The 25,234-nt window shown below is 30.9% G+C and carries 27 protein-coding genes; 1 reads left to right on the top strand and 26 read right to left on the bottom strand.

Annotated features, from left to right (window positions below):
* Positions 1-133: 133 nt before the first annotated feature.
* From F1592_RS05250 to lepA, 13 genes are all read right to left on the bottom strand, one after another.
* Positions 134-823 carry a hypothetical protein gene (locus F1592_RS05250; protein WP_037536618.1) on the bottom strand — a complete coding sequence of 230 codons (690 nt, stop codon included), beginning with the start codon at positions 821-823 and terminating at the stop codon, positions 134-136.
* An 18-nt stretch (positions 824-841) separates the two neighbouring features.
* On the bottom strand, positions 842-1,828 hold the full coding sequence (floA, locus tag F1592_RS05245) for a flotillin-like protein FloA (protein WP_037550667.1): 987 nt from the start codon (positions 1,826-1,828) through the stop codon (positions 842-844).
* Between the two features lie 12 nt (positions 1,829-1,840).
* Complete coding sequence (locus F1592_RS05240; protein WP_390897005.1) at positions 1,841-2,512, bottom strand: NfeD family protein; 672 nt, start codon at positions 2,510-2,512, stop codon at positions 1,841-1,843.
* Positions 2,513-2,709: 197 nt separating this feature from the next.
* Complete coding sequence (rpsU, locus tag F1592_RS05235; RefSeq protein ID WP_000048060.1) at positions 2,710-2,886, bottom strand: 30S ribosomal protein S21; 177 nt, start codon at positions 2,884-2,886, stop codon at positions 2,710-2,712.
* A gap of 129 nt (positions 2,887-3,015) precedes the next feature.
* The gene (gene mtaB / locus F1592_RS05230; RefSeq protein WP_053017378.1) at positions 3,016-4,362 is read right to left on the bottom strand and encodes a tRNA (N(6)-L-threonylcarbamoyladenosine(37)-C(2))-methylthiotransferase MtaB; all 1,347 of its coding nucleotides are present in this window, start codon (positions 4,360-4,362) and stop codon (positions 3,016-3,018) included.
* 5 nt (positions 4,363-4,367) lie between these two features.
* Entirely contained in the window at positions 4,368-5,120 is a 753-nt protein-coding gene (locus F1592_RS05225; RefSeq protein ID WP_053017401.1) for a 16S rRNA (uracil(1498)-N(3))-methyltransferase, read from the bottom strand.
* A 1-nt stretch (position 5,121) separates the two neighbouring features.
* Positions 5,122-6,060: a 50S ribosomal protein L11 methyltransferase gene (gene prmA / locus F1592_RS05220; protein ID WP_053017380.1), complete on the bottom strand. Its 939-nt coding sequence runs from the start codon at positions 6,058-6,060 to the stop codon at positions 5,122-5,124.
* 4 nt (positions 6,061-6,064) lie between these two features.
* A complete protein-coding gene (gene dnaJ, locus F1592_RS05215; RefSeq protein WP_037536631.1) occupies positions 6,065-7,198 on the bottom strand; it encodes a molecular chaperone DnaJ in 1,134 nt (377 codons plus the stop codon).
* A gap of 151 nt (positions 7,199-7,349) precedes the next feature.
* On the bottom strand, positions 7,350-9,185 hold the full coding sequence (dnaK, locus tag F1592_RS05210; RefSeq protein ID WP_053017384.1) for a molecular chaperone DnaK: 1,836 nt from the start codon (positions 9,183-9,185) through the stop codon (positions 7,350-7,352).
* A 50-nt stretch (positions 9,186-9,235) separates the two neighbouring features.
* Positions 9,236-9,862 carry a nucleotide exchange factor GrpE gene (gene grpE, locus F1592_RS05205; protein WP_037536635.1) on the bottom strand — a complete coding sequence of 209 codons (627 nt, stop codon included), beginning with the start codon at positions 9,860-9,862 and terminating at the stop codon, positions 9,236-9,238.
* 31 nt (positions 9,863-9,893) lie between these two features.
* Positions 9,894-10,871, bottom strand: coding sequence for a heat-inducible transcriptional repressor HrcA (gene hrcA, locus F1592_RS05200; protein WP_149809744.1), 978 nt, complete (start codon positions 10,869-10,871; stop codon positions 9,894-9,896).
* Between the two features lie 100 nt (positions 10,872-10,971).
* Positions 10,972-12,093 (bottom strand): radical SAM family heme chaperone HemW, encoded by a 1,122-nt coding sequence (gene hemW, locus F1592_RS05195; RefSeq protein ID WP_149809743.1) that lies wholly within the window; start codon positions 12,091-12,093, stop codon positions 10,972-10,974.
* 132 nt (positions 12,094-12,225) lie between these two features.
* Positions 12,226-14,049, bottom strand: coding sequence for a translation elongation factor 4 (gene lepA / locus F1592_RS05190; protein WP_149809742.1), 1,824 nt, complete (start codon positions 14,047-14,049; stop codon positions 12,226-12,228).
* Positions 14,050-14,385: 336 nt separating this feature from the next.
* On the opposite strand from lepA, the gene rpsT reads away from it, so the two are divergent.
* Positions 14,386-14,637, top strand: coding sequence for a 30S ribosomal protein S20 (rpsT, locus tag F1592_RS05185; RefSeq protein ID WP_011275628.1), 252 nt, complete (start codon positions 14,386-14,388; stop codon positions 14,635-14,637).
* A gap of 118 nt (positions 14,638-14,755) precedes the next feature.
* On the opposite strand, the gene holA is transcribed toward rpsT, so the two are convergent.
* From holA to F1592_RS05120, 13 genes are all read right to left on the bottom strand, one after another.
* A complete protein-coding gene (gene holA / locus F1592_RS05180) occupies positions 14,756-15,730 on the bottom strand; it encodes a DNA polymerase III subunit delta (RefSeq protein ID WP_053017388.1) in 975 nt (324 codons plus the stop codon).
* 75 nt (positions 15,731-15,805) lie between these two features.
* A complete protein-coding gene (locus tag F1592_RS05175; protein ID WP_223197217.1) occupies positions 15,806-17,674 on the bottom strand; it encodes a DNA internalization-related competence protein ComEC/Rec2 in 1,869 nt (622 codons plus the stop codon).
* 316 nt (positions 17,675-17,990) lie between these two features.
* On the bottom strand, positions 17,991-18,449 hold the full coding sequence (locus tag F1592_RS05170) for a ComE operon protein 2 (RefSeq protein WP_011275624.1): 459 nt from the start codon (positions 18,447-18,449) through the stop codon (positions 17,991-17,993).
* A 70-nt stretch (positions 18,450-18,519) separates the two neighbouring features.
* Positions 18,520-19,233: a helix-hairpin-helix domain-containing protein gene (locus F1592_RS05165; RefSeq protein ID WP_223197216.1), complete on the bottom strand. Its 714-nt coding sequence runs from the start codon at positions 19,231-19,233 to the stop codon at positions 18,520-18,522.
* 43 nt (positions 19,234-19,276) lie between these two features.
* Entirely contained in the window at positions 19,277-20,002 is a 726-nt protein-coding gene (locus F1592_RS05160) for a class I SAM-dependent DNA methyltransferase (RefSeq protein WP_037536653.1), read from the bottom strand.
* On the bottom strand, positions 20,003-20,356 hold the full coding sequence (gene rsfS, locus F1592_RS05155) for a ribosome silencing factor (RefSeq protein ID WP_149809740.1): 354 nt from the start codon (positions 20,354-20,356) through the stop codon (positions 20,003-20,005).
* Entirely contained in the window at positions 20,357-20,941 is a 585-nt protein-coding gene (gene yqeK, locus F1592_RS05150; RefSeq protein ID WP_037536655.1) for a bis(5'-nucleosyl)-tetraphosphatase (symmetrical) YqeK, read from the bottom strand.
* On the bottom strand, positions 20,931-21,506 hold the full coding sequence (gene nadD, locus F1592_RS05145) for a nicotinate (nicotinamide) nucleotide adenylyltransferase (RefSeq protein WP_053017395.1): 576 nt from the start codon (positions 21,504-21,506) through the stop codon (positions 20,931-20,933). The genes yqeK and nadD overlap by 11 nt, the downstream gene beginning before the upstream one ends.
* Before the next feature lie 3 nt (positions 21,507-21,509).
* A complete protein-coding gene (gene yhbY / locus F1592_RS05140; RefSeq protein ID WP_037536659.1) occupies positions 21,510-21,800 on the bottom strand; it encodes a ribosome assembly RNA-binding protein YhbY in 291 nt (96 codons plus the stop codon).
* A gap of 1 nt (position 21,801) precedes the next feature.
* Entirely contained in the window at positions 21,802-22,608 is an 807-nt protein-coding gene (aroE, locus tag F1592_RS05135; RefSeq protein ID WP_053017397.1) for a shikimate dehydrogenase, read from the bottom strand.
* Between the two features lie 12 nt (positions 22,609-22,620).
* On the bottom strand, positions 22,621-23,721 hold the full coding sequence (yqeH, locus tag F1592_RS05130) for a ribosome biogenesis GTPase YqeH (RefSeq protein ID WP_037536663.1): 1,101 nt from the start codon (positions 23,719-23,721) through the stop codon (positions 22,621-22,623).
* Positions 23,722-24,249, bottom strand: coding sequence for a YqeG family HAD IIIA-type phosphatase (locus F1592_RS05125; RefSeq protein WP_037536665.1), 528 nt, complete (start codon positions 24,247-24,249; stop codon positions 23,722-23,724). It abuts the gene before it with no gap.
* 23 nt (positions 24,250-24,272) lie between these two features.
* Positions 24,273-24,959: a 5'-methylthioadenosine/adenosylhomocysteine nucleosidase gene (locus tag F1592_RS05120; RefSeq protein ID WP_053017399.1), complete on the bottom strand. Its 687-nt coding sequence runs from the start codon at positions 24,957-24,959 to the stop codon at positions 24,273-24,275.
* Between the last annotated feature and the right edge of the window lie 275 nt (positions 24,960-25,234).

Here is a 25,234-nt window from a genome sequence, read left to right as displayed (position 1 = left end):
ATTGGCTTTGTGTGCTGATTTATTAAATTGTAATATGAGCCTTTTCTTTTAATTAAATAAAACAACCCGAAAATCATTTAAAAATGAAATTCGGGTTGAATATAATTTTAAATTATAAAATAATAACATCAAATTATAATTGTTTAGGTTTATTGAGAATTTCTTGCCATAGAATACCATTTACAACAGGATCATTATCAAACTGAAAACTTTGATGTGTCATATCTTGTTCTATTGCTTTACTATTTAACAATTGTTTTAATCTATAGCGTTTGGTACGTTCAGATAGATTTTTATCATTGATAATAGCTCTTGCTTTATTTTCAATTCTAGAAAGTTGTTTTTCTTTTTCACGATCGATTTCTGTACGTACGTTATATAAATCGTCTACAAGTTGTTTTTCTAATTCTTTTTGAAGTTTATTCGAGTCTCTATTGCTCTCGCGTGAATTAGCAGATTGACGTGTTTCTCTTTCAACTCTGCCACGTTGTCTTGCAGAACGCTCTAATTCCTCTGGTACGCTCTCTTTTTCGATTTCTTTTTCAAGTTTTTTATCCTGATAAACACGTTTTGTGTTAGTTTGTTTATTTTTCTTTTGTTGGTTAGATGGTTTATCTTCGTTTGTAAATTCTTTTTCTAACTCACTAAATGCTTCTTCAATTTGCTCAAAAAAACCTTTTTCATGCGTTTCTTTTTTGTCAGAAGTTGACTTTTTTGGCTGAGGGGGTCTTTGATTTTTTCTTTGTTCATGACTTTTATCCCTCATCGCACTAATACCTGTAACAATTATGGATATTATAAAAATTATAATACCAATATTCATCTAATCACCCCTTAAATTTTACTTTGGTGATTCATCTTCATTTTGTTCAGTACGTTTGTTTATCGCATTTCTCATGCCAGTGTCAGCCTCTACGTTTTTTAAATTGTAGTAATCTTTGACACCCAAATTACCTTCACGTAATGCTTCTGCCATAGCAAGTGGAACTTCAGATTCTGCTTCAACCACTTTAGCACGCATTTCTTGAACACGCGCTTTCATTTCTTGTTCAGAAGCTACGGCCATAGCACGGCGTTCTTCAGCTTTAGCTTGTGCAATATTCTTATCTGCAAGTGCTTGTTCTGTTTGTAAGTCAGCACCGATATTTTTGCCAATATCTACGTCAGCGATATCAATAGATAAAATTTCGAAGGCTGTACCTGAATCAAGACCTTTACTTAAGACAGTCTTAGAAATGTTATCAGGGTTCTCAAGTACTTGTGTATGATGCTCACTTGAACCAATAGTAGAAACAATACCTTCACCTACACGAGCAATGATTGTTTCTTCTCCGGCACCACCAACTAAACGAGAGATGTTAGCACGTACAGTAATTCTAGCTTTCGCTTTTACTTCTATACCGTTCATTGCAACACCAGTAATAAACGGTGTTTCAATTACTTTAGGGTTTACAGACATTTGAACTGCTTCAAGAACGTCACGTCCAGCCAAGTCAATCGCTGCACCACGTTCGAATGGTAAGTTAATATCTGCACGTTGAGCAGCTATATTCGCATCGACGACTCTATCGACATTACCACCCGCTAAATAATGTGATTCTAATTGATTTGTTGTAAGGTTTAAACCAGCTTTATGTGCTTTAATTAATGGACCAATTACCTTACGTGGAGATACTCGACGTAATCTCATACCTACCAATGTTCCAATACCTACTTTAACTCCAGCAGCAATTGCAGATATCCAAAGTCCTACTGGGACAAATGAGAATAACACTAGTAAAGCAATAACAATGATAACTGCTATAACTATAATGCCTAATCCAAACATTTAACCACTCCTCTATGTATTTTCAATTTCTCTAACAACAACTCTAGATCCTTCTACCTCAAGAATTTTAACTTCTTTATTTCTTAGAATAAAAGCGCCATCTGATACGGCATCTATTCTTTCATTATCAAGCGTTATAATTCCTGCAGGTCTTAAATCTGTCACAGTACGAGCTGTTTGACCAACTAAATGAGAACGATCATCGTGAGATCTATATCCTGCTTCTGAATTAGTAGAATCTTTTAACACAACTTTATCTAAAAATGGAATTTTCCTTTTAAACCATTTCACTAATATCACCCATTCAATAATTGCCAATATTGACGCAATCACAACGTTTAATAGCATCAAGAGAATGTTATCTCCTAACATTATTATGCTAAGTATGATCAGTGATATACCAATAATGCCTATGACCGCACCAATGACAAATAATTCAATAATAACGAGTATTGCTCCAACGAAGAATAGCAATACAGAAATCAGATTAACATCACCGTTTATTAAAAAACCGAGAAAGAGAATTAAAAGTGCAAGCATTGCAATAATTCCTGCAAAATTAATACGCTTCGAATACAATTGATATAAAAAGCCTAAAAAAATGATACATGTTAATATAAGTGATAGTAATGGACTCGTTACGAACTGGGATAGATTATTAAATAAATTATTAGTGGTTAAAATGGAATTGATAATTGTATGTATTGCATTGAAATAGTTCACAATTTCACCTCGCTCTCAATTCCGATTATACATGAATACACTTAGTTATAATAGTGATAGTAGAATCTTTAAGATAAAAAAAGCTCTCGACTAGTTAAACTAATCGAGAGCATATATATAATTAATATTCTTGTTGAGGGAGTCAACAGAGTTATTAATTATTTGAATTTACGTTTACGTGCAGCTTCTGATTTCTTTTTACGTTTAACACTTGGTTTTTCGTAAAATTCACGTTTACGTACTTCTTGGATAGTACCACTTTTAGATACTGAACGTTTAAATCTACGTAATGCATCTTCAAGTGATTCATTTTTACGTACTACTGTTTTAGACATCTGTATTTCCCTCCCTCCAAATATCAACGGAACTTTAAAGTCATTGCATAGTAAGATACAACTATGCTTTACTTAGTATAATATATGAATTTATTATGGTCAATTCCAAATTATTATAAATTTTAAAAATTATAATAATACGCCTTCTTCAGATTTGTTCGTTGCGTGTTCTACAATTCTCACGACTTTACCTGTATTAATAGGATAATCAGCTTTAGCGATTTTTACTTTTACAATTTGACCGATTAAAGAGTCATTGCCTTCAAATTGTACTTTCATATAGTTGTCAGCATATCCCACCAATGTTCCTTCTATCTCACCAGCTTCTTCAGGAATAACTTCTAAAACTTCATCTTCAAATTTAGAGGCATATTCTTTAGCTAATTGATCACTTAACGTGATTAATTTATGCACACGTTCATTTTTGATAGTTTCATCAATTTGATCATCCATACGAGCAGCAGGTGTACCAATTCTAGCTGAATAAGGGAAGACATGTAATTCAGAGAATTTGTGTTTAACAATAAAATCATAAGTTTCTTGGAATTCCTCTTCCGTTTCACCTGGAAATCCAACTATAACATCGCTTGTAACAGCTAAATCTGGTAGCGCATCATGTAATTTCGTGATTCTTTCTGAAAAATGTTCCATAGTATATTTACGTCTCATTCGTTTTAAAACAGAATCTGAACCTGATTGTAATGGAACATGTAAATGTCTAACAACTTTATTTGAACGTTTTAGAACATCAATGACCTCATCAGTTAATTGACTGGCTTCAATAGAAGAAATTCTAATTCGTTCAAGTCCATCAATTTCTTCTAAATCACGGAGTAACTGTGCCAAATTATAATCTTTTAAATCTTGACCATAGCCACCGGTATGAATACCAGTTAAAACAATTTCTTTATAACCAGCGTTAACTAATTGCGTAGCTTGTTCAACCACTTTTTCTGGATCACGTGAACGCATTAGTCCACGCGCCCATGGTATGATACAAAATGTACAGAAATTATTACACCCTTCTTGGATCTTTAGTGAAGCTCTTGTTCTATCAGTAAAATATGGTACATCTAATTCTTCATATGTACGATTTTTCATGATATTTCCAACACCATTGATTGGTTGACGTTCTTCTCTGAACTGTTGGATATAGTCTAATAGTTTATGTCTATCCTGTGTACCCACCACTACATCTACGCCAGGAATTTCCATGATTTCTGCAGAAGATGTCTGAGCATAACACCCTGTCACACATACCACTGCGTCTGGATTTTGTCGAATTGCTCTTCTAATTATTTGTCTACTTTTTTTATCTCCAGTATTTGTTACTGTACAAGTGTTGATTACGAAGACGTCTGCATTAGTTTCAAAATCAACTCTGTCATAATTAGCGTCTTTAAATAATTGCCAAATTGCTTCAGTTTCATAATGGTTTACTTTGCAACCCAATGTGTGAAACGCAACTGTTGACATAATATTCACCCCATTAATTCATTTTCATAACTGATAGCACTTAAAGCGTAAAGTGGCGCCGTTTCTGCCCGTAAAATTCTAGGTCCTAAACCAACATTGAAACTCGTTTCATTTAATAAAGTGATTTCTTTTTCTGAAAAGCCGCCTTCAGGACCAAATATTAATAAAATACGATCGTTAGTTTTAAACTTTTTCAAGGTTTCTTTAAAAAGACTAACTTCACCACGTTTTGCTTCATCTTCGTATGCTAACAAGATATAGTCATAATGATTAATAGTATCATAAATCTCATTTAAATTCGACTTAAAAATTATATTAGGAATAATTAAGCGATAGCTTTGTTCAGCAGCCTCTTTAATAATCTTTTGCCAGCGTTCTAATTTTTTTTGAACTTTATTTGGGGTAAGTTTCACTACAGATCTGTCCATTTCTACAGCTATAAAACTATCAGCACCTAATTCAGTAGCTTTTTGAATTAGCCATTCATATTTATCGGCTTTAATTAATCCACTACATATAGTAACTTGTACTGGTAACTCTGAATTGAGATCAATTTGCTCTATTAGTTTAATTTCAATTGACTCATGTTCAATAGTAATAATTTCCGATTTAAAAACTATTTTATCTTTAAATGTTATAATAATCTGATTACCAATTGTATTTCTCATCACATTAGTAATATGATGTATATCTTCTTTATTTGTTATAAAAAAACGCTGACTTTCATCAGCGTTTTGATCGATAAAGTATCTTTGCAAATTATTCACTCACTTTCTGTCCTACAATACATACCCAACCATTGTCATGATTTACTGATTTAATATCAAATCCAACATTTTCCATTTGATTTAATATTTGTTTATGTTTTTCCTCTATAATACCTGATGTTATAAAATAACCATCTTTATTTAAAGTATTATAAGCATCTTCAATCATATCTTCAATAATATGAGCTAAAATATTTGCAATAACAATATCAAATTTTTCAGTTTCATTTTTTAATAAGTTTCCTGGTACAGCTTCAATTGCATCTTCACAATGATTTTTAGCAAAATTTTCTTTAGCAACGTTAACAGCCAATTCATCAATATCCAAAGCTTTAATTCTTTTAACTCCAAGTAAATGACTGGCAATACTTAATATACCAGAACCTGTTCCAACATCGATAACGGAATTGTCAGGATCAACGTAGGTCTCAATTGCTTTTAGACACATGCTTGTAGTTGGATGATCTCCAGTTCCAAATGCCATACCTGGGTCTAATTCAATACACTTTTCAGAATCATCTTCTTTAGTGTATTGTTCCCAACTTGGCACAATTGTGAATTTTTCTGAGGCTCTAAAGGGATGAAAATAATTTTTCCACTCGTTCTCCCAATCTACTTCAGCTATAGTTTGCTCAGAAAAATTTAAAACAGTTGAATCAATATTTTCAAGGTTAGTAACAGCTGTCTTAATTTTACTTCTTAGTGAATCATCAAACTTTAATTCGTTGAAATAAGCTTTTAATCGGACCCCTTTTTCAGGATAATCTTCTTGTTTCAGTTCATAAATTTCACCGAATTTATCAGCAGGTTGATTAATTAAATCATTAGAATCTTCAATTACTACACCATTTGATCCATAATTTTCTAATATATCAGTAACTAAAGGTTCAACTTCATGGTTTACAACAATCGAAAGTTCTGTCCAGTTCATTCGCTTATTCTCCTTTAAAGAATTTGCGTGCTCTATCTTTAAAATTAGATGGTTGTTCTTCAATCGATTCACCATTTAATTCAGCAAACTCTCTCATTATTTCTTTTTGTCTATCTGTTAGTTTTGTAGGTGTAACTACTTTAATATTAATAAATAAATCACCATGACCATATCCATGAACATTTTTGACACCTTTATCTTTTAATCGGAACTGTTTACCAGTTTGAGTACCAGAAGGAATTGTCAACATAACATTACCATTCAGTGTTGGAACTTTTATTTCATCCCCAAGAGAAGCCTGAGGGAAACTAACATCTAAATTGTAATAAAGATCGTCTCCGTCACGTTCAAATTTATCAGATGGTTTGACTCTAAATACGACATACAAGTCGCCATGTGGTCCGCCATTTTCTCCTGGTGTTCCTTCGCCAGCAAGTCTAATTTGTTGGTCATTATCTACACCTTCAGGTACAGTTACTTCTAATTTAACTGTTTTATTTTCTGTACCTTTACCATGACATGTTGGGCATGGTTCTTCAAATTCTTGACCAGTTCCATCACATTTTGGACATGTTTGTTGAGTTCTTACACGACCTAAAATTGTATTTTGCTCAACTGACACATGACCTGCCCCATTACAATAACTACATGTTTTTTTACTTGTACCTGGTTTAGCACCATCACCATTACAAGTGTGACATGTCACATCTTTACGAATTGAGATTTCTTTTTTAGTTCCAAATACAGCTTCTTCAAATTCTAGTGTCATTGTATATTGTAGATCATCACCCTTTCTAGGTGCATTAGGATCTCTTTGACGTGAGCCACCAAAGAATGAACTGAAGATGTCTTCAAATCCACCTCCGCCAAATCCACTAAAGTCTTGGCCACTAAATCCTTGACCACCAAAACCACCTTGAGGTCCGTCGTGACCAAATTGGTCATAATTTGCTCTTTTATTATCGTCGCTTAGGACTTCGTAAGCTTCTGAAATCTCTTTAAATTTCTCATCTGCACCCTCTTCTTTATTGATATCAGGGTGATATTTTTTTGATAATTTACGATATGCTTTTTTGATTTCATCTTTAGATGCATCTTTACTTACACCTAGGACGTCATAATAGTCTCTTTTAGCCACAATCATCTCTCCTTAACTTAATTATTTACTAGGTTTAAAAGAACGAAGTTATAAAAGAAAAAGTCAAAGCCAATGTTCAATTGACTTTGACTTTTTGGCTTACATTCATAATAGTTTGCTAATTAAAGCATACTTTACAAACGGTTAGCAATTATTTTTTATCTTCATCATCATTAACTTCTTTAAATTCAGCATCTTCAACATTGCTATCGTTTTGAGTTTGTTGAGTACCTTCTTGGGCTTGTTGCTGAGCTTGTTGAGCTTGTTGATATACTTTTGCAGATAAATCTTGAATTACTTTTTCAAGTTCTTCTTTTTTAGCTTTAATATCTTCGATATCTTGCCCTTCAAGAGCAGATTTTAAAGCATCTTTTTTACTTTCCGCATTAGATTTATCGTCATCACTTATATTGTCGCCAAGGTCAGTAATTGTTTTTTCTACTTGGAATACTAAGCTATCTGCTTCATTTCTTAAATCTACTTCTTCACGACGTTTTTTATCTGCTTCTGCGTTTTCTTCAGCATCTTTAACCATGCGATCGATTTCTTCATCAGAAAGAGCAGAGCTTGATTGAATAGTAATATTTTGTTCTTTATTAGTACCTAAGTCTTTAGCAGTTACATTAACGATACCATTTTTATCAATATCAAATGTTACTTCGATTTGTGGTACACCACGTGGAGCAGGTGGAATGTCAGTTAATTGGAATCTTCCTAATGTTTTGTTATCAGCTGCCATTGGACGTTCACCTTGTAATACGTGAATATCTACTGCTGGTTGGTTATCAGCTGCAGTTGAATAAACTTGAGATTTTGAAGTTGGGATTGTAGTATTACGTTCAATTAACGTATTCATACGTCCACCCATAATTTCAATACCTAATGATAATGGTGTTACGTCTAATAATACAACATCTTTAACATCACCAGTGATAACGCCACCTTGAATCGCAGCACCCATTGCTACAACTTCGTCTGGGTTTACACCTTTATGAGGATCTTTACCAATTTCTTTTTTAACAGCTTCTTGAACTGCTGGAATACGTGTTGAACCACCAACAAGAATAACTTCATCAATTTCAGAAGTTGATAAACCAGCGTCTTTTAATGCTTGACGAGTTGGTTCCATAGTTCTTCTAATTAATGAATCAGCTAATTCTTCAAATTTAGAACGAGTAAGGCTAATTTCTAAGTGTAATGGACCACTTTCACCAGCTGAAATAAATGGTAATGAAATTTGAGTTTGTGAAACGCCAGATAAGTCTTTTTTAGCTTTTTCTGCAGCGTCTTTTAAACGTTGTAACGCCATTTTATCTTGAGATAAATCTACGCCATTTTCTTTTTTGAATTCTGACACTAAGTAGTCAATAATTACTTGGTCAAAGTCATCACCACCAAGTTTGTTGTCACCTGCAGTTGATAGTACTTCGAATACACCGTCACCTAATTCAAGAATTGATACGTCAAAAGTACCGCCACCTAAGTCGAATACTAATACTTTTTGATCTTGATCAGTTTTATCTAAACCGTATGCTAATGCAGCTGCAGTAGGTTCGTTGATAATACGTTCAACTTCTAAACCTGCAATTTTACCAGCATCTTTTGTTGCTTGACGTTCAGCATCATTGAAATATGCAGGAACTGTGATAACAGCTTTATCTACTTTATCACCTAAATAACTTTCAGCAGTGTTTTTAAGGTTTTGTAATACCATAGCTGAAATCTCTTGAGGTGTATAAGATTTACCTTCAATATCTACTTTATAGTCAGTACCCATATGACGTTTTATTGATTGTACAGTGTTTGGGTTAGTGATAGCTTGTCGTTTTGCTACTTCACCGACTTGTGTTTCACCATTTTTGAATGCCACAACTGATGGAGTTGTTCTAGCACCTTCTGGGTTTTGAATTACTTTAGGTTCATCGCCTTCTAAGACAGCTACACATGAATTTGTTGTTCCTAAGTCAATACCGATTACTTTACTCATAATAAAATTCCTCCAATTTTAAAATTTAATATATGGTATTTTTCGTCAATTTATTGATTTACTTTTACCATAGATGGTCTCAATACTCTATCTTTTAACTTATAACCTTTTTGTAGTTCTTGAGTAATATCACCAGATTTGAAATCTGGATTATCATCTTGAACAACAGCTTGGTGGAAGTTAGGGTCAAAAGCTTGTCCTTCAGATTCGATTTCTTCAAGACCATTATCTTTTAATGCTCTAAGTAAACTTTCGTGTACCATTTGAACACCTTTTTGAAGTGATTTAAACGATTCATCATCACCTTCAATTTGAAGTGCGCGTTCAATATTATCAATCGTAGGCAAAATGTCAGTTAGAACACGCTGAGATTGATAAGTTTTATTTGTTTCATTTTCTTTCTGAATTCGTCTTTTGTAATTTTCGAATTCAGCGTATAATCTTAAATATTTTTCTTCATTTTCATTAGCTTTTAATTGTAATTGCTGAATTTCTTCATCTTTAGGATCAACTGCAGTTTCTTCAGAACTTTCTTCATTCGAACTGTCGTTAGATGAATTATCACTATCAGAAGTACTACCTTCAACACTATCAACTGTTGAAGTTTCTTCATTCTTAACTTCTTGTTCTTCAGTATATTCAGAATTACTTTTTACTGATTCATCTTTTTCTGTCATTTTTTACCCTCCAATATAATTACAATTAAAATCACCATATTTGGTTAAGTAATTGAATCACATTCTGATAACGCATCGCTGTAGGTCCAATAACCGCAATTTGACCTTTTAATGAATTGTCGAAGTGATATTGACTCGTTACAATGGATATATCACTAAGACTTTCATCAATTTCTTTTCCTATCTTAACGTTAATATCATTTGTAGTAATTGTCTGGAGCAATTCAGTGATTCTCTCAGATTCTAGATATTGTAAAATTGGTTGAATTGATGAAACATTTGATTCATTTAACGCATCAATTAGTTTAACCTTTCCACCTAAGAAAATGGTATTACTTTGTTTGCTAATATGAGAATTTATCATCTTAACAATGTCATTAATAAATTGTTTCTCTTCATTCGAGCTAGCAAAAGAATTTATTTTATTTGATAGTTTGGCGCTCATTTCTAAATTATTGTTACTAATAAAATTAGAAATAGCGATTAATCTATCGGATGATAACTCAAGTGAAGAATTTAAGTGAAAATGCTCAACATGACCAGAATTATAAATAATTACTAAAATCATGATTGAATCATTTGCTTTAATCAAATGAACATTATTAATCATTTCTTCACTATGCTTTGGACGTACAACTAATGTTGCATAATGAGATTTCATTGACAACTCATTTGCAAAGTAGCTTAATGCTGAAGAAATATCATAGTGATTCTCAATCAATAGTTGATTTAAACGTTGTATTTTATTTTTATTTTGACGAGAGGTTTGTTTTAACAATTGATCGACATAAAGTCTAAACCCTTCTTCGGAAGGTGAACGCCCTGAAGAAGAATGCGTCTTCTCTAAAAAGTTCAAATCTTCAAGTTGCTTCATCTCATTCCTTATTGTTGCAGGACTGACATCTAAATGATGTCTATCAATCAAAGCTTTAGAACCTATTGGTTGTCCTAAATCAACATAATCTTCAACAATTGCATTTAAAATGCTTAATTGTCTTTGTGTAATCATGTTTTCACCTCATTAGCACTCTTTTGTCCTAAGTGCTAATTATAATTTATCAAATTGGTCAAAGTAAGTCAACGTTAAAGCCTTACTTTTTGGATTTTTATTAATTTAATAAGAAAGCTTCAAATACTTCGTTACCTATAACCTTTCCTCTTTCAGTAAGTGAGATGTTTCCGTCCGTTTCAACCAAAAGTTGTTTTGATTTAAAATCAAATATTGTTTCTCCAAATGTGTCATCTAATGAATGACCAAATTTTAACTCGAAACGTTCACGATTGACCCCTTGATTCATTCTCAAGCCTAAAAACATTTCTTCTTCCATCTTTTCGTTCAAGGTTGGATAACTAGAGGTTAAAACAGGTCGTTTTCCATTATTAATAGCATCAATATAGTGGCGAACTGGATTTAAATTTGTATAGCGTTCACCTTCAACATATCCACTTGCACCTGCTCCAAATCCGTAATATTCCTCGTTAAACCAATACACTTTGTTATGATCTGATTCATGATTAGTTTTAGCAAAGTTGGAAATTTCATATTGTTTAAAGTCGGTTTGATTTAATGTTTTCATTAGGTATTGATACATTTCAGCGCCTAAGTCTTCATTCGGTAATTTCAATTTCCCTTTACGATACATATTGTAAAACTGTGTCTTTGGTTCAAGTATTAAACCGTAACTTGAAATATGGTCAATATCCATATTAATTGCTTGGTTTAAACTATCTGCAAAATCATCTATCGTTTGTTCAGGTAAATGGTACATTAAATCAAGGCTTATTGAATTAATACCAGCTTTCCTAGCATTATTTACTGCATTAAAGATATCTTGAGTATTATGTGTTCGTCCTAATATTTTTAACAACTCAGGTTTAAACGTTTGCACACCCATTGAAATTCGATTAACACCATACTGTTTAAGTAACTTAACTTTATTTAAAGTAAGTTCATCTGGATTTGCTTCAAAACTAAATTCGCCATTTATCGAGAATTTTGAATTTATCGCTTGTAATAAACGTTCTAATTGCATTTCACTTAGTGCAGTTGGCGTGCCTCCTCCAACGTACATTGTTTCTAGTTTTTTTGTTTTACTAAATGACATTTCTTTTATTAAGGCATCAATGTATTCATCTACTGGCTGTTTATCAATATAATATTTATTGAAATCACAATAAGTACAAATTCTCACACAAAAAGGTATGTGTATGTACGCACTTTTAACTTCCAATGTTACACCCCTTTTTATAACTTAAAAAAGAGATTGAGACTTTGTAATATAAGTTAGTAGCTTCTTTATCAATAATATTCATTATTATTATGATATCTACCAATATATATTCGTCTCGACCTCTTTTATGTTCTATTCATCATCCATTTTTAGTACAGCTAGGAAAGCGTCTTGAGGAATTTCAACACTACCAACGGCTTTCATTTTAGCCTTACCTGCTTTTTGTTTTTCAAGTAACTTACGTTTACGGCTAATATCCCCACCATAACATTTAGATAATACATTTTTACCCATTGATTTGATGTTTGTTCTTGCAACAATTTTTTGACCAATAGCTGCTTGTACAGGTACTTCAAATTGTTGACGTGGTATAAGCGTTTTTAATTTTTCAACTAAAGCTTTACCACGTTTGTATGCAAAGTCTTTATGGACAATAAAGCTTAAAGCATCAACTTTATCTCCATTAAGTAGGATGTCCATTTTCACTAAGTTACTTTCCTTATTTTCAATAAATTCATAATCAAATGAAGCGTAACCTTTAGTGTTGGATTTAAGTTGATCAAAGAAATCAAAAACAACTTCAGAAAGTGGTATCTCGTATACGATATTAACTCTAATATCATCTAAATAATCCATATTAATAAATTGTCCACGTTTACGTTGGCATAACTCCATAACTGCTCCAACGTAATCATTTGGAACCATCATTGTAGCTTTCACATATGGTTCATAAATTGAGTCAATCTTATCTCTTTCTGGCATTTGAGCCGGATTATCTACTGTGACCTCTGATCCATCTTTCATAATACATTGATAAATTACTGATGGCGCAGTAGCAATCAATTCAATACCAAATTCTCTTTCGATTCTTTCTTGGATGATTTCCATGTGAAGCATTCCTAAGAAACCTGTTCTAAAACCAAAACCAAGAGCCTGAGAAGATTCTGGTTCAAATTCTAATGAAGCGTCATTTAATTGTAATTTTTCAAGCGCTTCTCTTAAATCATTATAGTCTTTATTTTCAATTGGGAACAAACCACAATATACCATTGGGTTCATTTTTTTATAACCTTTTAATGGTGCTTCAGCTGGTCTATTAGCATGAGTAATAGTATCACCCACACGTGAGTCATCAACATTTTTGATGCTTGCAATAATATACCCTACATCACCTACTGTTAGTTCTTCGATAGGTAGTTGTTTAGGAGTATTAATGCCTACTTCACTAACTTCAAATTCTTTACCAGTAGCCATCATTTTAATTTTGTCACCAGCTTTAACAACACCTTCCATCACACGTATTGATGAAATAACACCTCTATAAGGGTCGTATTCTGAATCAAAAATTAATGCTTTCAATGGTTCACTAGGGTCACCTTCAGGTGGTGGCACAACTTCTACAATTTTCTCTAAAATATCTTCAATACCAATATTTGACTTTGCACTTGCCAGTACTACATCGTCTTGATCTAAACCAATTACATCTTCTAATTCTTGTTTTACTCTTTCAGGTTCAGCTGCAGGTAAATCAATTTTGTTTACCACAGGTAATAATTCTAGATCATTATCAAGTGCTAAGTATACATTTGCTAATGTTTGTGCTTCAATACCTTGTGCTGCATCCACAACTAATATTGCACCCTCACATGCTGCTAAAGATCGTGAAACCTCGTATGAAAAGTCTACATGCCCTGGTGTATCAATTAAATGAAATGTATAAGTTTGACCATCATTTGCTTCATATTTTAATCGCACAGCATTTAATTTAATTGTGATGCCTCGTTCTCTTTCAAGATCCATTGAATCTAATAATTGATCTTGCATTTCTCTTGTTTCTACAGATTTAGTGTTTTCTAAAATTCTATCTGCTAATGTTGATTTACCATGATCAATATGAGCAATAATAGAAAAATTTCGTATATATTCTCTTCTGTTATAGCGTTCTTGCATATCCATAGCCTATCATTCTCGCTTTCATAAAATTAGCCCGTATATGTATACATCTTTGATATAATAACGTTTTTAATGCTTAATTGCAAACGTAATTGTGCTATTAAAAATTTAAGCATAAACTTAATAATGCATTACTTACATTACATTTTCATTTGGATTACATACTAATTATAAAGTGTTAAAGAGTGCATTCCAACAGTAATTATGATTTAATTCAGATTTTAATTACACTATACTTAATTAATGATTGCACAAATATGTATGTTTTGATAAAATATTTCTTGTTGTAATCAAAATAAAATTTGATATGCTTAAGATCACTTTTAGGAGGTGACAGTAATGCCAAATATTAAATCTGCTATTAAACGTGTTAGAACAACTGAAAACGCTGAAGCTCGTAATATTTCACAAAAAAACGCTATGCGTACTGCTGTGAAAAATGCTAAAACAGCAATCAACAATAATGCTGATAACAAAGCTGAATTAGTTAACTTCGCTATCAAATCAGTTGATAAAGCTTCACAAAGTAACTTAATTCATTCAAATAAAGCTGATCGCATTAAATCACAATTAATGTCTTCAAGTAAATAATTTGTTAAAAAGCGCGGAACAATGTTCCGTGCTTTTTTTATTGTTAGACAAATTCCCATATAATATTAATTATGTGTTTATCACTGATTTAATTTAAATATTTGAATCTGATTAATATTTAAAGTGATAAAATAAATAATTCAAGAATTAAATGTTTGTCCATATATGAAGATTTTAGTTTATAATCTGTTTCGGCACAGTTATTAATAATATTTAGTAGTTGACCTAACTCGTAATGACGTACTTGATTTAATGCTAGTTTAACTCTATAAGGGTGAACATTTATGGTCTTAGCAATTTGCTGGCCACTATAGCCCTTTTGAGCAAGAATTTTACATTGATAATATAATCTATAATTACTTGTAATAAGCGCCAGTAATTTTATAGGTTCTTCTTTCATAATTATTAAATCTTTTACTAATTGTATAGCCTTATCTTTCTGGTTCTTCTGAATGAATTCTGTTAAAAGAAAAACATTTTGCTCTAAACTTCTATTTATTATTAAACTAACATCATTTTTAGTAATAGTGGTTCTATCACCTAGGAATAAAGAAATTTTGTCTAATTCTTGAGAAACGATATTAAAGTTAACACCAGTTAATTCTATAAACAGATTTAATGCATCTTGTTTTATATCTTTGTAATTCTCGTGTAACTGATTTTGTATCCATGATTTAATTTCTTGTTCTGACATTTGTTCTACTTTTGAAAGTTTACTAGTTTTCTTTAATGTTTTAGTTAATTTCTTTCTCTCATCTAATTTATTGCTATATATTTCAAAAATGACTAAGTTTTCACCATCGTACTTTTCTAAGAACTCAATAACTTGTTCATTATTTGGTGTAATATCTTTGTTAACTTTTTCACCAGTAAACATGAATGCATTTTTAACAACTATGACTTTCTTCTCAGATATAAAAGGCATAGTTAAAGCTTCTTCAATAACTGTAGACATATCAGTTTCATAAAGATTATATTTAATATAGTTAAAATCATCTTTATCTTCATTTAAGAATGAATGTGTCAGTTCATTACTTTTCTTTTCAACTAATTCAGGCACTTCACCATATATTGCCGTAATGTTATTTGCCATAATTGTGAACTCCCTTTCAAATATCAAACATTTCTAATTATACCACGTCTGTTTAAAGCCTCTCTAGCTAAATAACTAATTTTTAAATTTTATATCTAAACCATGGTCTAAGTCTATCGTTATTTCTCCAACATCTTGTGTGTTTAAGATTGAACTATTTGTAGATCTTAGCGTTTGTAACGTTTCCGGATTAGGTAAGTGATATTTATTGTTTTTACCACTTGAAATGATACTTATTGTTGGCTTTATTAAGTTAATAAATGATGCAGAACTGCTAGTCTTACTTCCATGATGACCAACTTTTAGTATATCAATTTTCGGTAATTGATATATTTTCATTAATTTTGATTCATTATTTTTTGTTGCATCTCCCATTAAAAGCATTTTGTATCTTTGATATTGAATAAGTAAAATGATGCTATGTTCATTTTTATCATTACTGTTGGGAATATCTCCATGTAAAAATGAAATTTTAGAATTATTTAGTTGAATAAATTGTATCGTTGTAGCATCTATTAATTCAATATTATTAATCTTACATAAACGTTTTATTTTTATTAATTCTATTTCTGAATAGCTATATAAGTTAATATATAACTTTTTGATTCTGATGTGTTGGGCGATATATGGTAATTCACCAATGTGATCGGCATGCGGATGAGTAATAATTAGATGATCAATTTTTGTAATTCTTTTTTTCTTTAATGTTGGTATAATATGATACTTAGCAATATTATGATTATCAATATTACCTATTTTAACCTCTTTACCACCCGTATCAACCATGATAGTTTCTTGTTTCCTTGTTTGAAAGATAAGACTATCCCCTTGACCAACATCAAAGAAGGTTATCGTGCTAACATTTGGTCGAACGTTAATAACACATAAAACTATAAACACGATAATGAATAAAAACAGAATTTTCAATTTTTTATAACAGAAAGAGATATAAATGAGTACTATCAATAATACGAAAATAGAAAATTCTACTGTAGATTTAGGTGCTATAAAAATTTGATAATATTTAAAAGTTAAAAATAAATCCAAAAGTTTGTTATGAACTATATATGTTTTGTCAAAAACTAAATTAATCAAAGTCATATCACTTACAAAATGATAAGCAAAGAATAAAAATATGGCTAATGGAAAAATGATAAAACTATAAAATGGAACAAAAATGAGATTTGATAGTAATCCTATCCATTGAATTTGGTTAAAATGATAGATTGAAATTATAGTTGAAGAGAGTTGTGCGATAAATGTAAGTACGAAAATATTTTTAAAGAAAGTTAATTTTTTAATAAGAGGAAATGAAATAATAATAAAAAATGAGATTATAAATGAAAATTGGAAACCAATGTCATATAGATAATCAGGATTGAAAATAATCATAACTAAAAATATGAGACCTAGTATATCAATAGAAGCTATTTTTGTTTTATTTGAAATAAGTATGACAGTAGTTGTTGCTAAAATTGCTCTTAGTGCACTTGGTGCAAATCCAGTATAATATGCAAATATTGATAAAAATAAGATGATTAAACCGTTAATAATTAATTTAGGAATGTTTAATCTTACAAGTGGTTGATAAATGAGAAATGAAATTGTTGCAATATGTGATCCGCTAACGGCTAATAAATGGTAGATACCGATATCTTTTACTTTATCAATGAAATCAGTATTGATTCCATTTACATCTCCAGTTACTAAAGCAATAACATATTCAGGATGAGATAAACTTGAATTGTTTAATTTTTTAATAATAAAGTCTCTTTGTTTTTCAATTATATTTTTACTTTTAGTAATATGACATGAATTTAAGTCTATATTACTTATAGAGACATAAGGAGTATGATTTAAAACACTAATTACCTTGCCTTTAATAACACAAGATTTATTTTCTAAATCCTTTTCTTTTAGATTATTAGAATAAAGGTAATACACAAAAGGTTGATGCCTAAGTTCAAATATACCTTTTAGTTGTCTATCTTGTTTCTCTATCTTGGAACCAAATTGAACTTCGGTAGATATATTAGAATTTGACTTAAGAAATTCGTCTTTATTTAAATTATATTCATTGTGAAAGTGTTCAAAAGTTAAGCCGGAAAATAAACAAATAATCAAAATGAAAATATGTAGTAACTTTAATCTCTTTTGTAGCGAGATAATAATTAACAATAGATTAATAAGAAAGGCAACCCATTTTATATGTATCCATAAAATACCTGATAGAAAAGATAATGCATAAAATATCATATATTTAGTTAGTCAAATATCGAGCTACATTTTGTGCTGAAAAAGGTATTTTTTTATAATCAATACCCGCTTGATCTAAAAGTTCTAGTGCGTATTTATGATTGTGATAGTCTTCAGCATAGTATATTTGTTTAATACCAGCCTGAATAATAGATTTTGTGCAATTAAGGCATGGGAAATGAGTAACGTATATAGTAGCTCCATCAGTCGATACACCTTGTTTAGCACATTGTAATAAAGCATTCATTTCGGCGTGAATAGTTCTAATACAGTGGCCATCTTCAATTAAACATCCTTCATCAATACAATGAACTTCTCCAGCTACTGACCCATTATAACCGCCAGCAATAATTCTATTGTCTTTGACGATTGTTGCCCCTACTGACAATCTTTGACAAGTTGAGCGTAAAGCTAATAGATGACTTTGTGCCATAAAGTATTCATCCCATTTCAATCTTTCCATTTTCTTCACTCCAATACATAATTGTTATAAATATTATAAAGTATCCTTAAATAGAAGCCAATAATCAATATTAAGTTGTAATATATTCTTTAATTCTTTCAAAAGTTTTATCACCAATACCTTTAATATTTTTCAAATCTTCTATTGAATGAAACGTATTATTTTTTTGTCTGTAATCAATAATTTCTCTTACTTTAGTAGGACCAACACCCGGGATTTTTAATAATTCTGCTTCGCTTGCAGTATTTATATTCACCTTATTAGTAGATGATGAATTTAACGATTTACTATGGCCACTTTTATTATTATCGTCATTTTGAGTTATGCGATTTTTATTTTCATTAGCTGAGGGAATATATATCATTTTTTGATCTGTTAACTTTTCAGATAAATTGACCTGACTCAAATCCGCATCAGTAAGCAATTTAGCTTTATCTAACACATCTTTTATTCGATCTGAACTTTTCATTTTATAAACATTTGGGTGTTCTACTGCACCTTTAATATCTACAAAAACTATTTCGTCTCCATTTTGAATTGTATTAGATTCTATCTTCTTATTATTTTTATCATCATTTTTCAACACATCATGATTTTTTCCTTTTTGATTAGAGTTTACATGAGATGTAACAATAGCTTTAGTATCATTTGTGTCTTCATCTGATTTCGAATAAATTAGTAATAAAGCTATAGATATAATCACTAATAAAGTGATACTTAATTGAAATTTCCATTGCTTAATAACATTTAATAATTCTTTTTTATCTTTAAACAAAAAACTCATCTCCTTATATGTATAAACGTTTAAGGAGATGAGTTTACTTTATTTATTTAAAAGCTACGAAGAACAGGCGCTCACCATGATCATCGTGATTATTTCGGTTAAAGTCAATAAATGTTTCGATGTTTTTAAAACCTATTTGATTTAACATGTTTATATAAGTTTCTTTTTCAAAGGTTCTTTGATAGTGAGATTCATTAAATCGTTGATAAGTACCATTATTGTCCTCTATAAAGAAACTCATTTCGTGATAAACACTAAAAGGTTCATCACCTTCAATGGCTTCCCATGCTAAAAAGGTTGACTCATTTTCATCAATATAACATTGATTATGAAACAACGTACTCATCTTATAAATAGTGTGAACATCAAATATAAAAACGCCATTTTCTGATAAATGATTGAAAACATTTATAAATGTTTTATTTACATCTTCTATATCAGGTAAATAATTCAGTGAATCACAAAATATTGTTATTACATCAAATTCATTTTTAAATGAAAAATCGGTCATATCTCCCTCTAACCATGATACTTGATTAGATTTGTTTGCAGCAATGGCTAGCATATCAGTACTTAAATCCATTCCTGTAACCGAACCAATAGTACTAAGTTGAGCAGTTAAACTGCCTGTCCCACAACCAAGGTCAAGAATATTAGGCTTATGATTGAAATTTTGAGAATAATGTTGTACTATCTCAAACCATTTATCATAAGGTTGGTCTTGTGTAAGTTGATCATATACTTGACTCATTTCAACATATTGGGTCATTTAATAAGCAACCTGACCATATGATTCTATTGGTGCATCTTGATATAGCTTCTCAATATTATAATAATTGCGTTCGTCTTTATGGAAGACATGAATAACTACATCTGCCAAATCAATTAAAACCCATCTGGCACTTTGATACCCTTCCATACGTTTAACATCAATAGCTTGTTCATGTGCAGCTTCTTTAACTGCTCTAGCAATTGATTGAACTTGACGTTCATTATTACCGTGACAAACCACAAAATAATCGGTCATATCACTGATGCCTTTCATATTTAGAGAAACAATATCTTCTGCTTTTTTGTTTTCTGTCGCATCGACAGCAACATTTAATAATTCTTCTGAATTCATTTAATCATCCTTTATTCTTTGATCACTATAATTATAATAGTTTAAACATGAAATCGTTGTGCCATAAACTGTAATATCCTTACTGATTAAGAAAAGTACCGTTCGCTTAGAAATTTCATAAATCGTTTTATCTAAGCTACCTTGATTGTATGCCATATCTCTTATTTCTTCAACTCCTGGGGTTTTTCTCCCTGGCTCAATATAATCAGCAATGAATACAAGTTTTTCAGTTTTAGTCATTTCTTTACGTCCAGTTGTATGATTCTTAATTGCTAGTAAGACTTCTTCATCTTCGACTCCAAATTCCGAGCGCATTATAGCGGCGCAGACAGGTCCGTGTAAGATTTCCCCACCATAACTTAATAATTCACTATCTAAATCATGCTGTCTAACAATTTGATACATAGTACTTAAATCATCGTATTTGCAATAATCATGTAATACACCTGCTAAGTTAGCTTTATCTTTATCACCATCATAAATTTCTGCTAATTTTACAGCAGTTTCAGCTACTCTCAACGAATGTTTGAATCGTTTTTCAGGTAGTTTATCTTTAATAAGTTCAATAGCTTTATCAATTTTCATAAAATCCTTCCTCTCTTATATAGTCGTGAATACTAGGAGGAACCAAGATATTTATTGGTTGTTTATTTTTTACACGATTTCGAATTAATGAAGAGCTAATATCCATTCTAGGTATTTGAATTGCCATCATTGAATCTTCTATTTCTTGATAGTTAACATCTCTGTTAACGACTACAAACGTGATTAGTTTTTTTAATTTATCAATTTCATACCATTTATCTAGTTGCTTATACTGATCAGTTCCGATAATGAAATAAATCTTAGCATTTTTTTCATTTTTTGCGAAATCTTTTATCGTATCATAAGTATAGCTTTGGCCTCTCCTGTTAAGTTCGATGTCACAAATTTCACCAAAACCTAATTCATTAATTGCTAAATTTATCATATTGATACGATATTTAGCATCTAAATATTCATCGTGAGTTTTTAAAGGGGCCATAAAACTTGGTAGGAAATAAAATTTATCTGGTTGAAGTTGATGATAAACTTCATTAGCAACTAACATGTGTGCAGTGTGTATTGGATTGAATTGACCACCATAGAGAACAATTGTTTTCTTATTCATAACTTATGGTAATGTAATTTCTTTATTATCAACTGATTCTCTATATATTACGATCATAGAACCAATCACCTGTACAATTTCACTTTTAGTTGCATTGCTTAACGCTACCGCTAATTCATTTTTATCATCAAAATTATTTTGTAACACGTGTATTTTAATTAATTCTCTATTTTCAAGTGTATCATCGATTTGAGCAATCATATTTTCATTAATACCTGATTTACCAATTTGAAAAATAGGATCTAAATTGTGAGCTAAACTTCTTAAATATCTTTTTTGTTTTCCTGTTAACATATTAAACTCCTTGTAATTTACTTAATACTGTATTTTTCATTTCTTTTAAGTTTGGTTGTTTTCCCGTCCATATTTTAAAACTTTCAGCGCCCTGATTTATAAACATATCTAAACCATTATGAATCACGTTACCTTTAAGTTCAGCTTCCTTTAATAACTTAGTCTTATATGGAATATAAATAATATCACTGACTAGTGTGCTAGATGATAGATTGTCTAATTTTATAACAGTGTCATCGTTATTATCTAGTCCTGCTGATGTTGTGTTGATGATAATATCAAATTCATCTAAATATTGTTCAGCTTGGTTTAATGAAATAGCATTAATAGTCATATCCCATGATTCAAATCTACTCATCGTTCTGTTTGCGATTGTTAACTTAGGTTGAACAATCTTATTAAGTTCATTAGCAATTCCTTTACTTGCGCCACCAGCACCTAGAATAAGAATATAAGCATTAGCTAAATCAGGATATATTTGTTTGAGACCTGAAACATAGCCAATTCCATCTGTGTTATAACCAATCCATTTATTATCAACAATTTTTACAGTATTAACAGCTCCTACTGCTTTTGATTGATCATCAATTTCATCAAGATACTGAATAATACTCTCTTTATAAGGAATTGTTACATTAAATCCAACAATACGCTTATCTTCTATAATATTACGTATATTATGGAAGTCTTCTTTACGTACATGCAAAGCTTCGTACGAATCTTGCATATCCAATGATTTAAAGTTTGCATTATGCATTATTGGAGATAAAGAGTGAGAAATTGGATCGCCTATCACTGCATAATTCATAAATAATCCACCTTACATTATTGAATTTCTTAAGATTACATCAACATTTTTTGGTACACGTACAATAACTTTTGCACCTGATTCAATGGTTATAAACCCTAGACCGGAAATCATTATGTCTTTCTTCTCTTTTCCAGTCTCTAGTCTAACTGCTTTAGTATCACTCATATCAAATTGTTCTGGATTATTTGGTGGTGTTAAAACATTTCCAATTTGATTTCGCCATAAATCATTAGCTTTTTCTGTTTTGGTACGGTGAATATTTAAATCATTTGAAAAATAACAAACTAGCGGTCTTTTTCCACCTGAGACATAATCTATTCTAGATAACCCACCAAAGAATAACGTTTGCCCTTCATTAAGTTGGAAAACTCTTTGTTTAATTTCATTTTTAGGTACGATTGTTTTTAGCTCTTTTTCAGAAACATAGTGAGTCATTTGATGAGATTGAATAATACCAGGAGTATCATACATAAACGTTTTTTCATCTAAAGGTATGTCAATTAAGTCTAATGTAGTACCAGGAAATCTTGATGTAGTAACTACATCTTTCTCTCCTACACTTTGTTCAATTAATTTATTTATAAGTGTAGATTTACCTACGTTCGTTGTGCCGACTATATAAACATCTTGTTTATTTCGATTTTGGTCAATTGATGCTAGAAGATCATCGATTCCCCAACCTTTTTGAGCAGATATTAATATAACATCGTCAGCATCTAAGCCATATTTTCTAGCAGTTTTCTTAAGCCATTCTTTTACTCGTCGTTTATTAATCTGTTTTGGTAGAAGATCTAGTTTATTAGCAGCTAAAATAATCTTCTTGTTACCAACTATTCGTTTTAAAGCATTAATAAATGATCCTTCAAAGTCAAATATGTCAACTACATTAACAATAATGCCATTTCGGTCAGACAGTTCATTTAATAAATTTAAAAAATCTTCACTATCCATTCCAACATCTTGAATTTCATTGTAATTTTTTAGTCTAAAACAACGTTGGCAAATAACATCCTCTCTAAAAAGGTTATGTTCAGGAACATAACCAGGTGCACTTTTATCTTCGGACTGAAGTGGCGCACCACAGCCAATACATTTTAATGTGTCATCCAATCAATTTTCCTCCCATGTAATATAGCCTTTATTTTTAAAGTAATTTAATAAGCGGCGTTCAATAATACGGTTGAACTTTGTAATAAAACCATCTGTACGTTTAACAGGAACCACCATAATTGTATATAAACCATTTCGATTGCCTCCAAATACATCAGTTAACATTTGGTCTCCAATGACAATCGTTTCTTCAGGTTTAATATTCATATGTTTAATAGCTTTTTTAAATGCTTTGCCCATAGGTTTTCTAGCTTTGAAAATAAAATCCACATCTAGATCTTTAGAAAAACTAGACACTCTATCTTCATTGTTGTTAGATACAATTGTAATTGTGATACCTAACTCATTTGCTCTTTTAAACCATTGTTGTATCTCTATAGTTGGAGATTTAACATCCCAACCCACTAAGGTATTATCTAAATCTGTGATAATACCTTTAAAACCAGCCTCAGCTAACTTTTCAATGTCGATTTGAAATACAGACTTAACGTAGTCGTTTGGCATAAAATATTTTTTTATTAGTCCCATTTATTTATCACCTTTATTATTATTTATAAAACTTTGATTAATGCTTCAACAATTGAACTTGAAGATTTTGCGGCTTCGCCAAGAAACTCTTCAAAAGATATGTCTGCTTTACCATTAGCTAAATCTGAGACTGCACGTGTAACTATAAAAGGAACATGAAATTGATAGCAAGTTTGTGCAATTGCAGTTGCCTCCATTTCAACAGCCATAGCCTCAGGAAACTGTCGTTTAATTGTTAATCGCTGCTCTACACTACCAATAAAGCTATCACCACTAACAATTTGGCCAATTCTAGCATTATAATTTTTTTTATTAATTACTGTTTCTGCCGATTTAAGTAGTTCTTGATCTGACTTATATTCTAATGGCATTTGAGGTATTTGACCCAGTTTATAGCCAAATGCTGTTGCATCAACATCATGATAAACAACATCATTACTAATTAACATATCTCCAACAGATAAACTCTCATCTAATGCACCGGCAGATCCAGTGTTGATGATTAGGTTTGGATTAAATTTTTCAATTAATAACGTAGTTGAAATAGCAGCATTTACTTTGCCAATACCACTCTGAGTTAACACTACTTCTTTTGAATTTAATTTCCCTCTATAAAACTTTACATGTGCAACAGAAATTTCATTCATATCTGTTAATTTGTCTTTTAGTATAGCTACTTCTTCTTCCATAGCTCCTATAATTCCAATCATATTAACACCTCAGTCTTTATCTTAGCAATTGCTATTTTATCATATATTTTTATTCATCACGACAATGTTATTTACTCTTTAATTAAAAAAATAAATTCTTCTAATATAAAATCTTTTAATGTCATGAAATTAATGCACTAAATTAATATAAACTTGAAAAAAGGCTCTATAATAAAGTGGACTGATTACTAAAAAATCATCAGTCCAATATTTATGTTTGAATACAAAAATGGCGCAAGTACATATCTAATTATTAGCTACCAAAAAAAAGAAAA

The sequence above is a fragment of the Staphylococcus sp. GDX7P312P genome, from assembly GCF_008385775.1.
GTDB lineage: Bacteria > Bacillota > Bacilli > Staphylococcales > Staphylococcaceae > Staphylococcus > Staphylococcus haemolyticus.
This window is presented reverse-complemented; position numbering and strand designations above follow the sequence as displayed.

What these genes read in the sequence shown, in the direction of transcription:
- yhbY (WP_037536659.1), bottom strand. Translation starts at nt 21,800, where the DNA reads ATGTTAACAGGAAAACAAAAAAGATATTTAAGAAGTTTAGCTCACAAT.
- rsfS (WP_149809740.1), bottom strand. Translation starts at nt 20,356, where the DNA reads ATGAATTCAGAAGAATTATTAAATGTTGCTGTCGATGCGACAGAAAAC.
- floA (WP_037550667.1), bottom strand. Translation starts at nt 1,828, where the DNA reads ATGTTTGGATTAGGCATTATAGTTATAGCAGTTATCATTGTTATTGCT.
- rpsU (WP_000048060.1), bottom strand. Translation starts at nt 2,886, where the DNA reads ATGTCTAAAACAGTAGTACGTAAAAATGAATCACTTGAAGATGCATTA.
- yqeK (WP_037536655.1), bottom strand. Translation starts at nt 20,941, where the DNA reads ATGAAAATTGATAAAGCTATTGAACTTATTAAAGATAAACTACCTGAA.
- dnaK (WP_053017384.1), bottom strand. Translation starts at nt 9,185, where the DNA reads ATGAGTAAAGTAATCGGTATTGACTTAGGAACAACAAATTCATGTGTA.
- aroE (WP_053017397.1), bottom strand. Translation starts at nt 22,608, where the DNA reads ATGAATTATGCAGTGATAGGCGATCCAATTTCTCACTCTTTATCTCCA.
- grpE (WP_037536635.1), bottom strand. Translation starts at nt 9,862, where the DNA reads ATGACAGAAAAAGATGAATCAGTAAAAAGTAATTCTGAATATACTGAA.
- F1592_RS05160 (WP_037536653.1), bottom strand. Translation starts at nt 20,002, where the DNA reads ATGACCCAATATGTTGAAATGAGTCAAGTATATGATCAACTTACACAA.
- holA (WP_053017388.1), bottom strand. Translation starts at nt 15,730, where the DNA reads ATGGCAAATAACATTACGGCAATATATGGTGAAGTGCCTGAATTAGTT.
- F1592_RS05165 (WP_223197216.1), bottom strand. Translation starts at nt 19,233, where the DNA reads ATGAGTTTTTTGTTTAAAGATAAAAAAGAATTATTAAATGTTATTAAG.
- hrcA (WP_149809744.1), bottom strand. Translation starts at nt 10,871, where the DNA reads ATGATTACACAAAGACAATTAAGCATTTTAAATGCAATTGTTGAAGAT.
- rpsT (WP_011275628.1), top strand. Translation starts at nt 14,386, where the DNA reads ATGCCAAATATTAAATCTGCTATTAAACGTGTTAGAACAACTGAAAAC.
- mtaB (WP_053017378.1), bottom strand. Translation starts at nt 4,362, where the DNA reads ATGTCAACAGTTGCGTTTCACACATTGGGTTGCAAAGTAAACCATTAT.
- F1592_RS05250 (WP_037536618.1), bottom strand. Translation starts at nt 823, where the DNA reads ATGAATATTGGTATTATAATTTTTATAATATCCATAATTGTTACAGGT.
- lepA (WP_149809742.1), bottom strand. Translation starts at nt 14,049, where the DNA reads ATGGATATGCAAGAACGCTATAACAGAAGAGAATATATACGAAATTTT.
- F1592_RS05125 (WP_037536665.1), bottom strand. Translation starts at nt 24,249, where the DNA reads ATGGGACTAATAAAAAAATATTTTATGCCAAACGACTACGTTAAGTCT.
- F1592_RS05120 (WP_053017399.1), bottom strand. Translation starts at nt 24,959, where the DNA reads ATGATTGGAATTATAGGAGCTATGGAAGAAGAAGTAGCTATACTAAAA.
- F1592_RS05170 (WP_011275624.1), bottom strand. Translation starts at nt 18,449, where the DNA reads ATGGAAAGATTGAAATGGGATGAATACTTTATGGCACAAAGTCATCTA.
- nadD (WP_053017395.1), bottom strand. Translation starts at nt 21,506, where the DNA reads ATGAATAAGAAAACAATTGTTCTCTATGGTGGTCAATTCAATCCAATA.
- prmA (WP_053017380.1), bottom strand. Translation starts at nt 6,060, where the DNA reads ATGAACTGGACAGAACTTTCGATTGTTGTAAACCATGAAGTTGAACCT.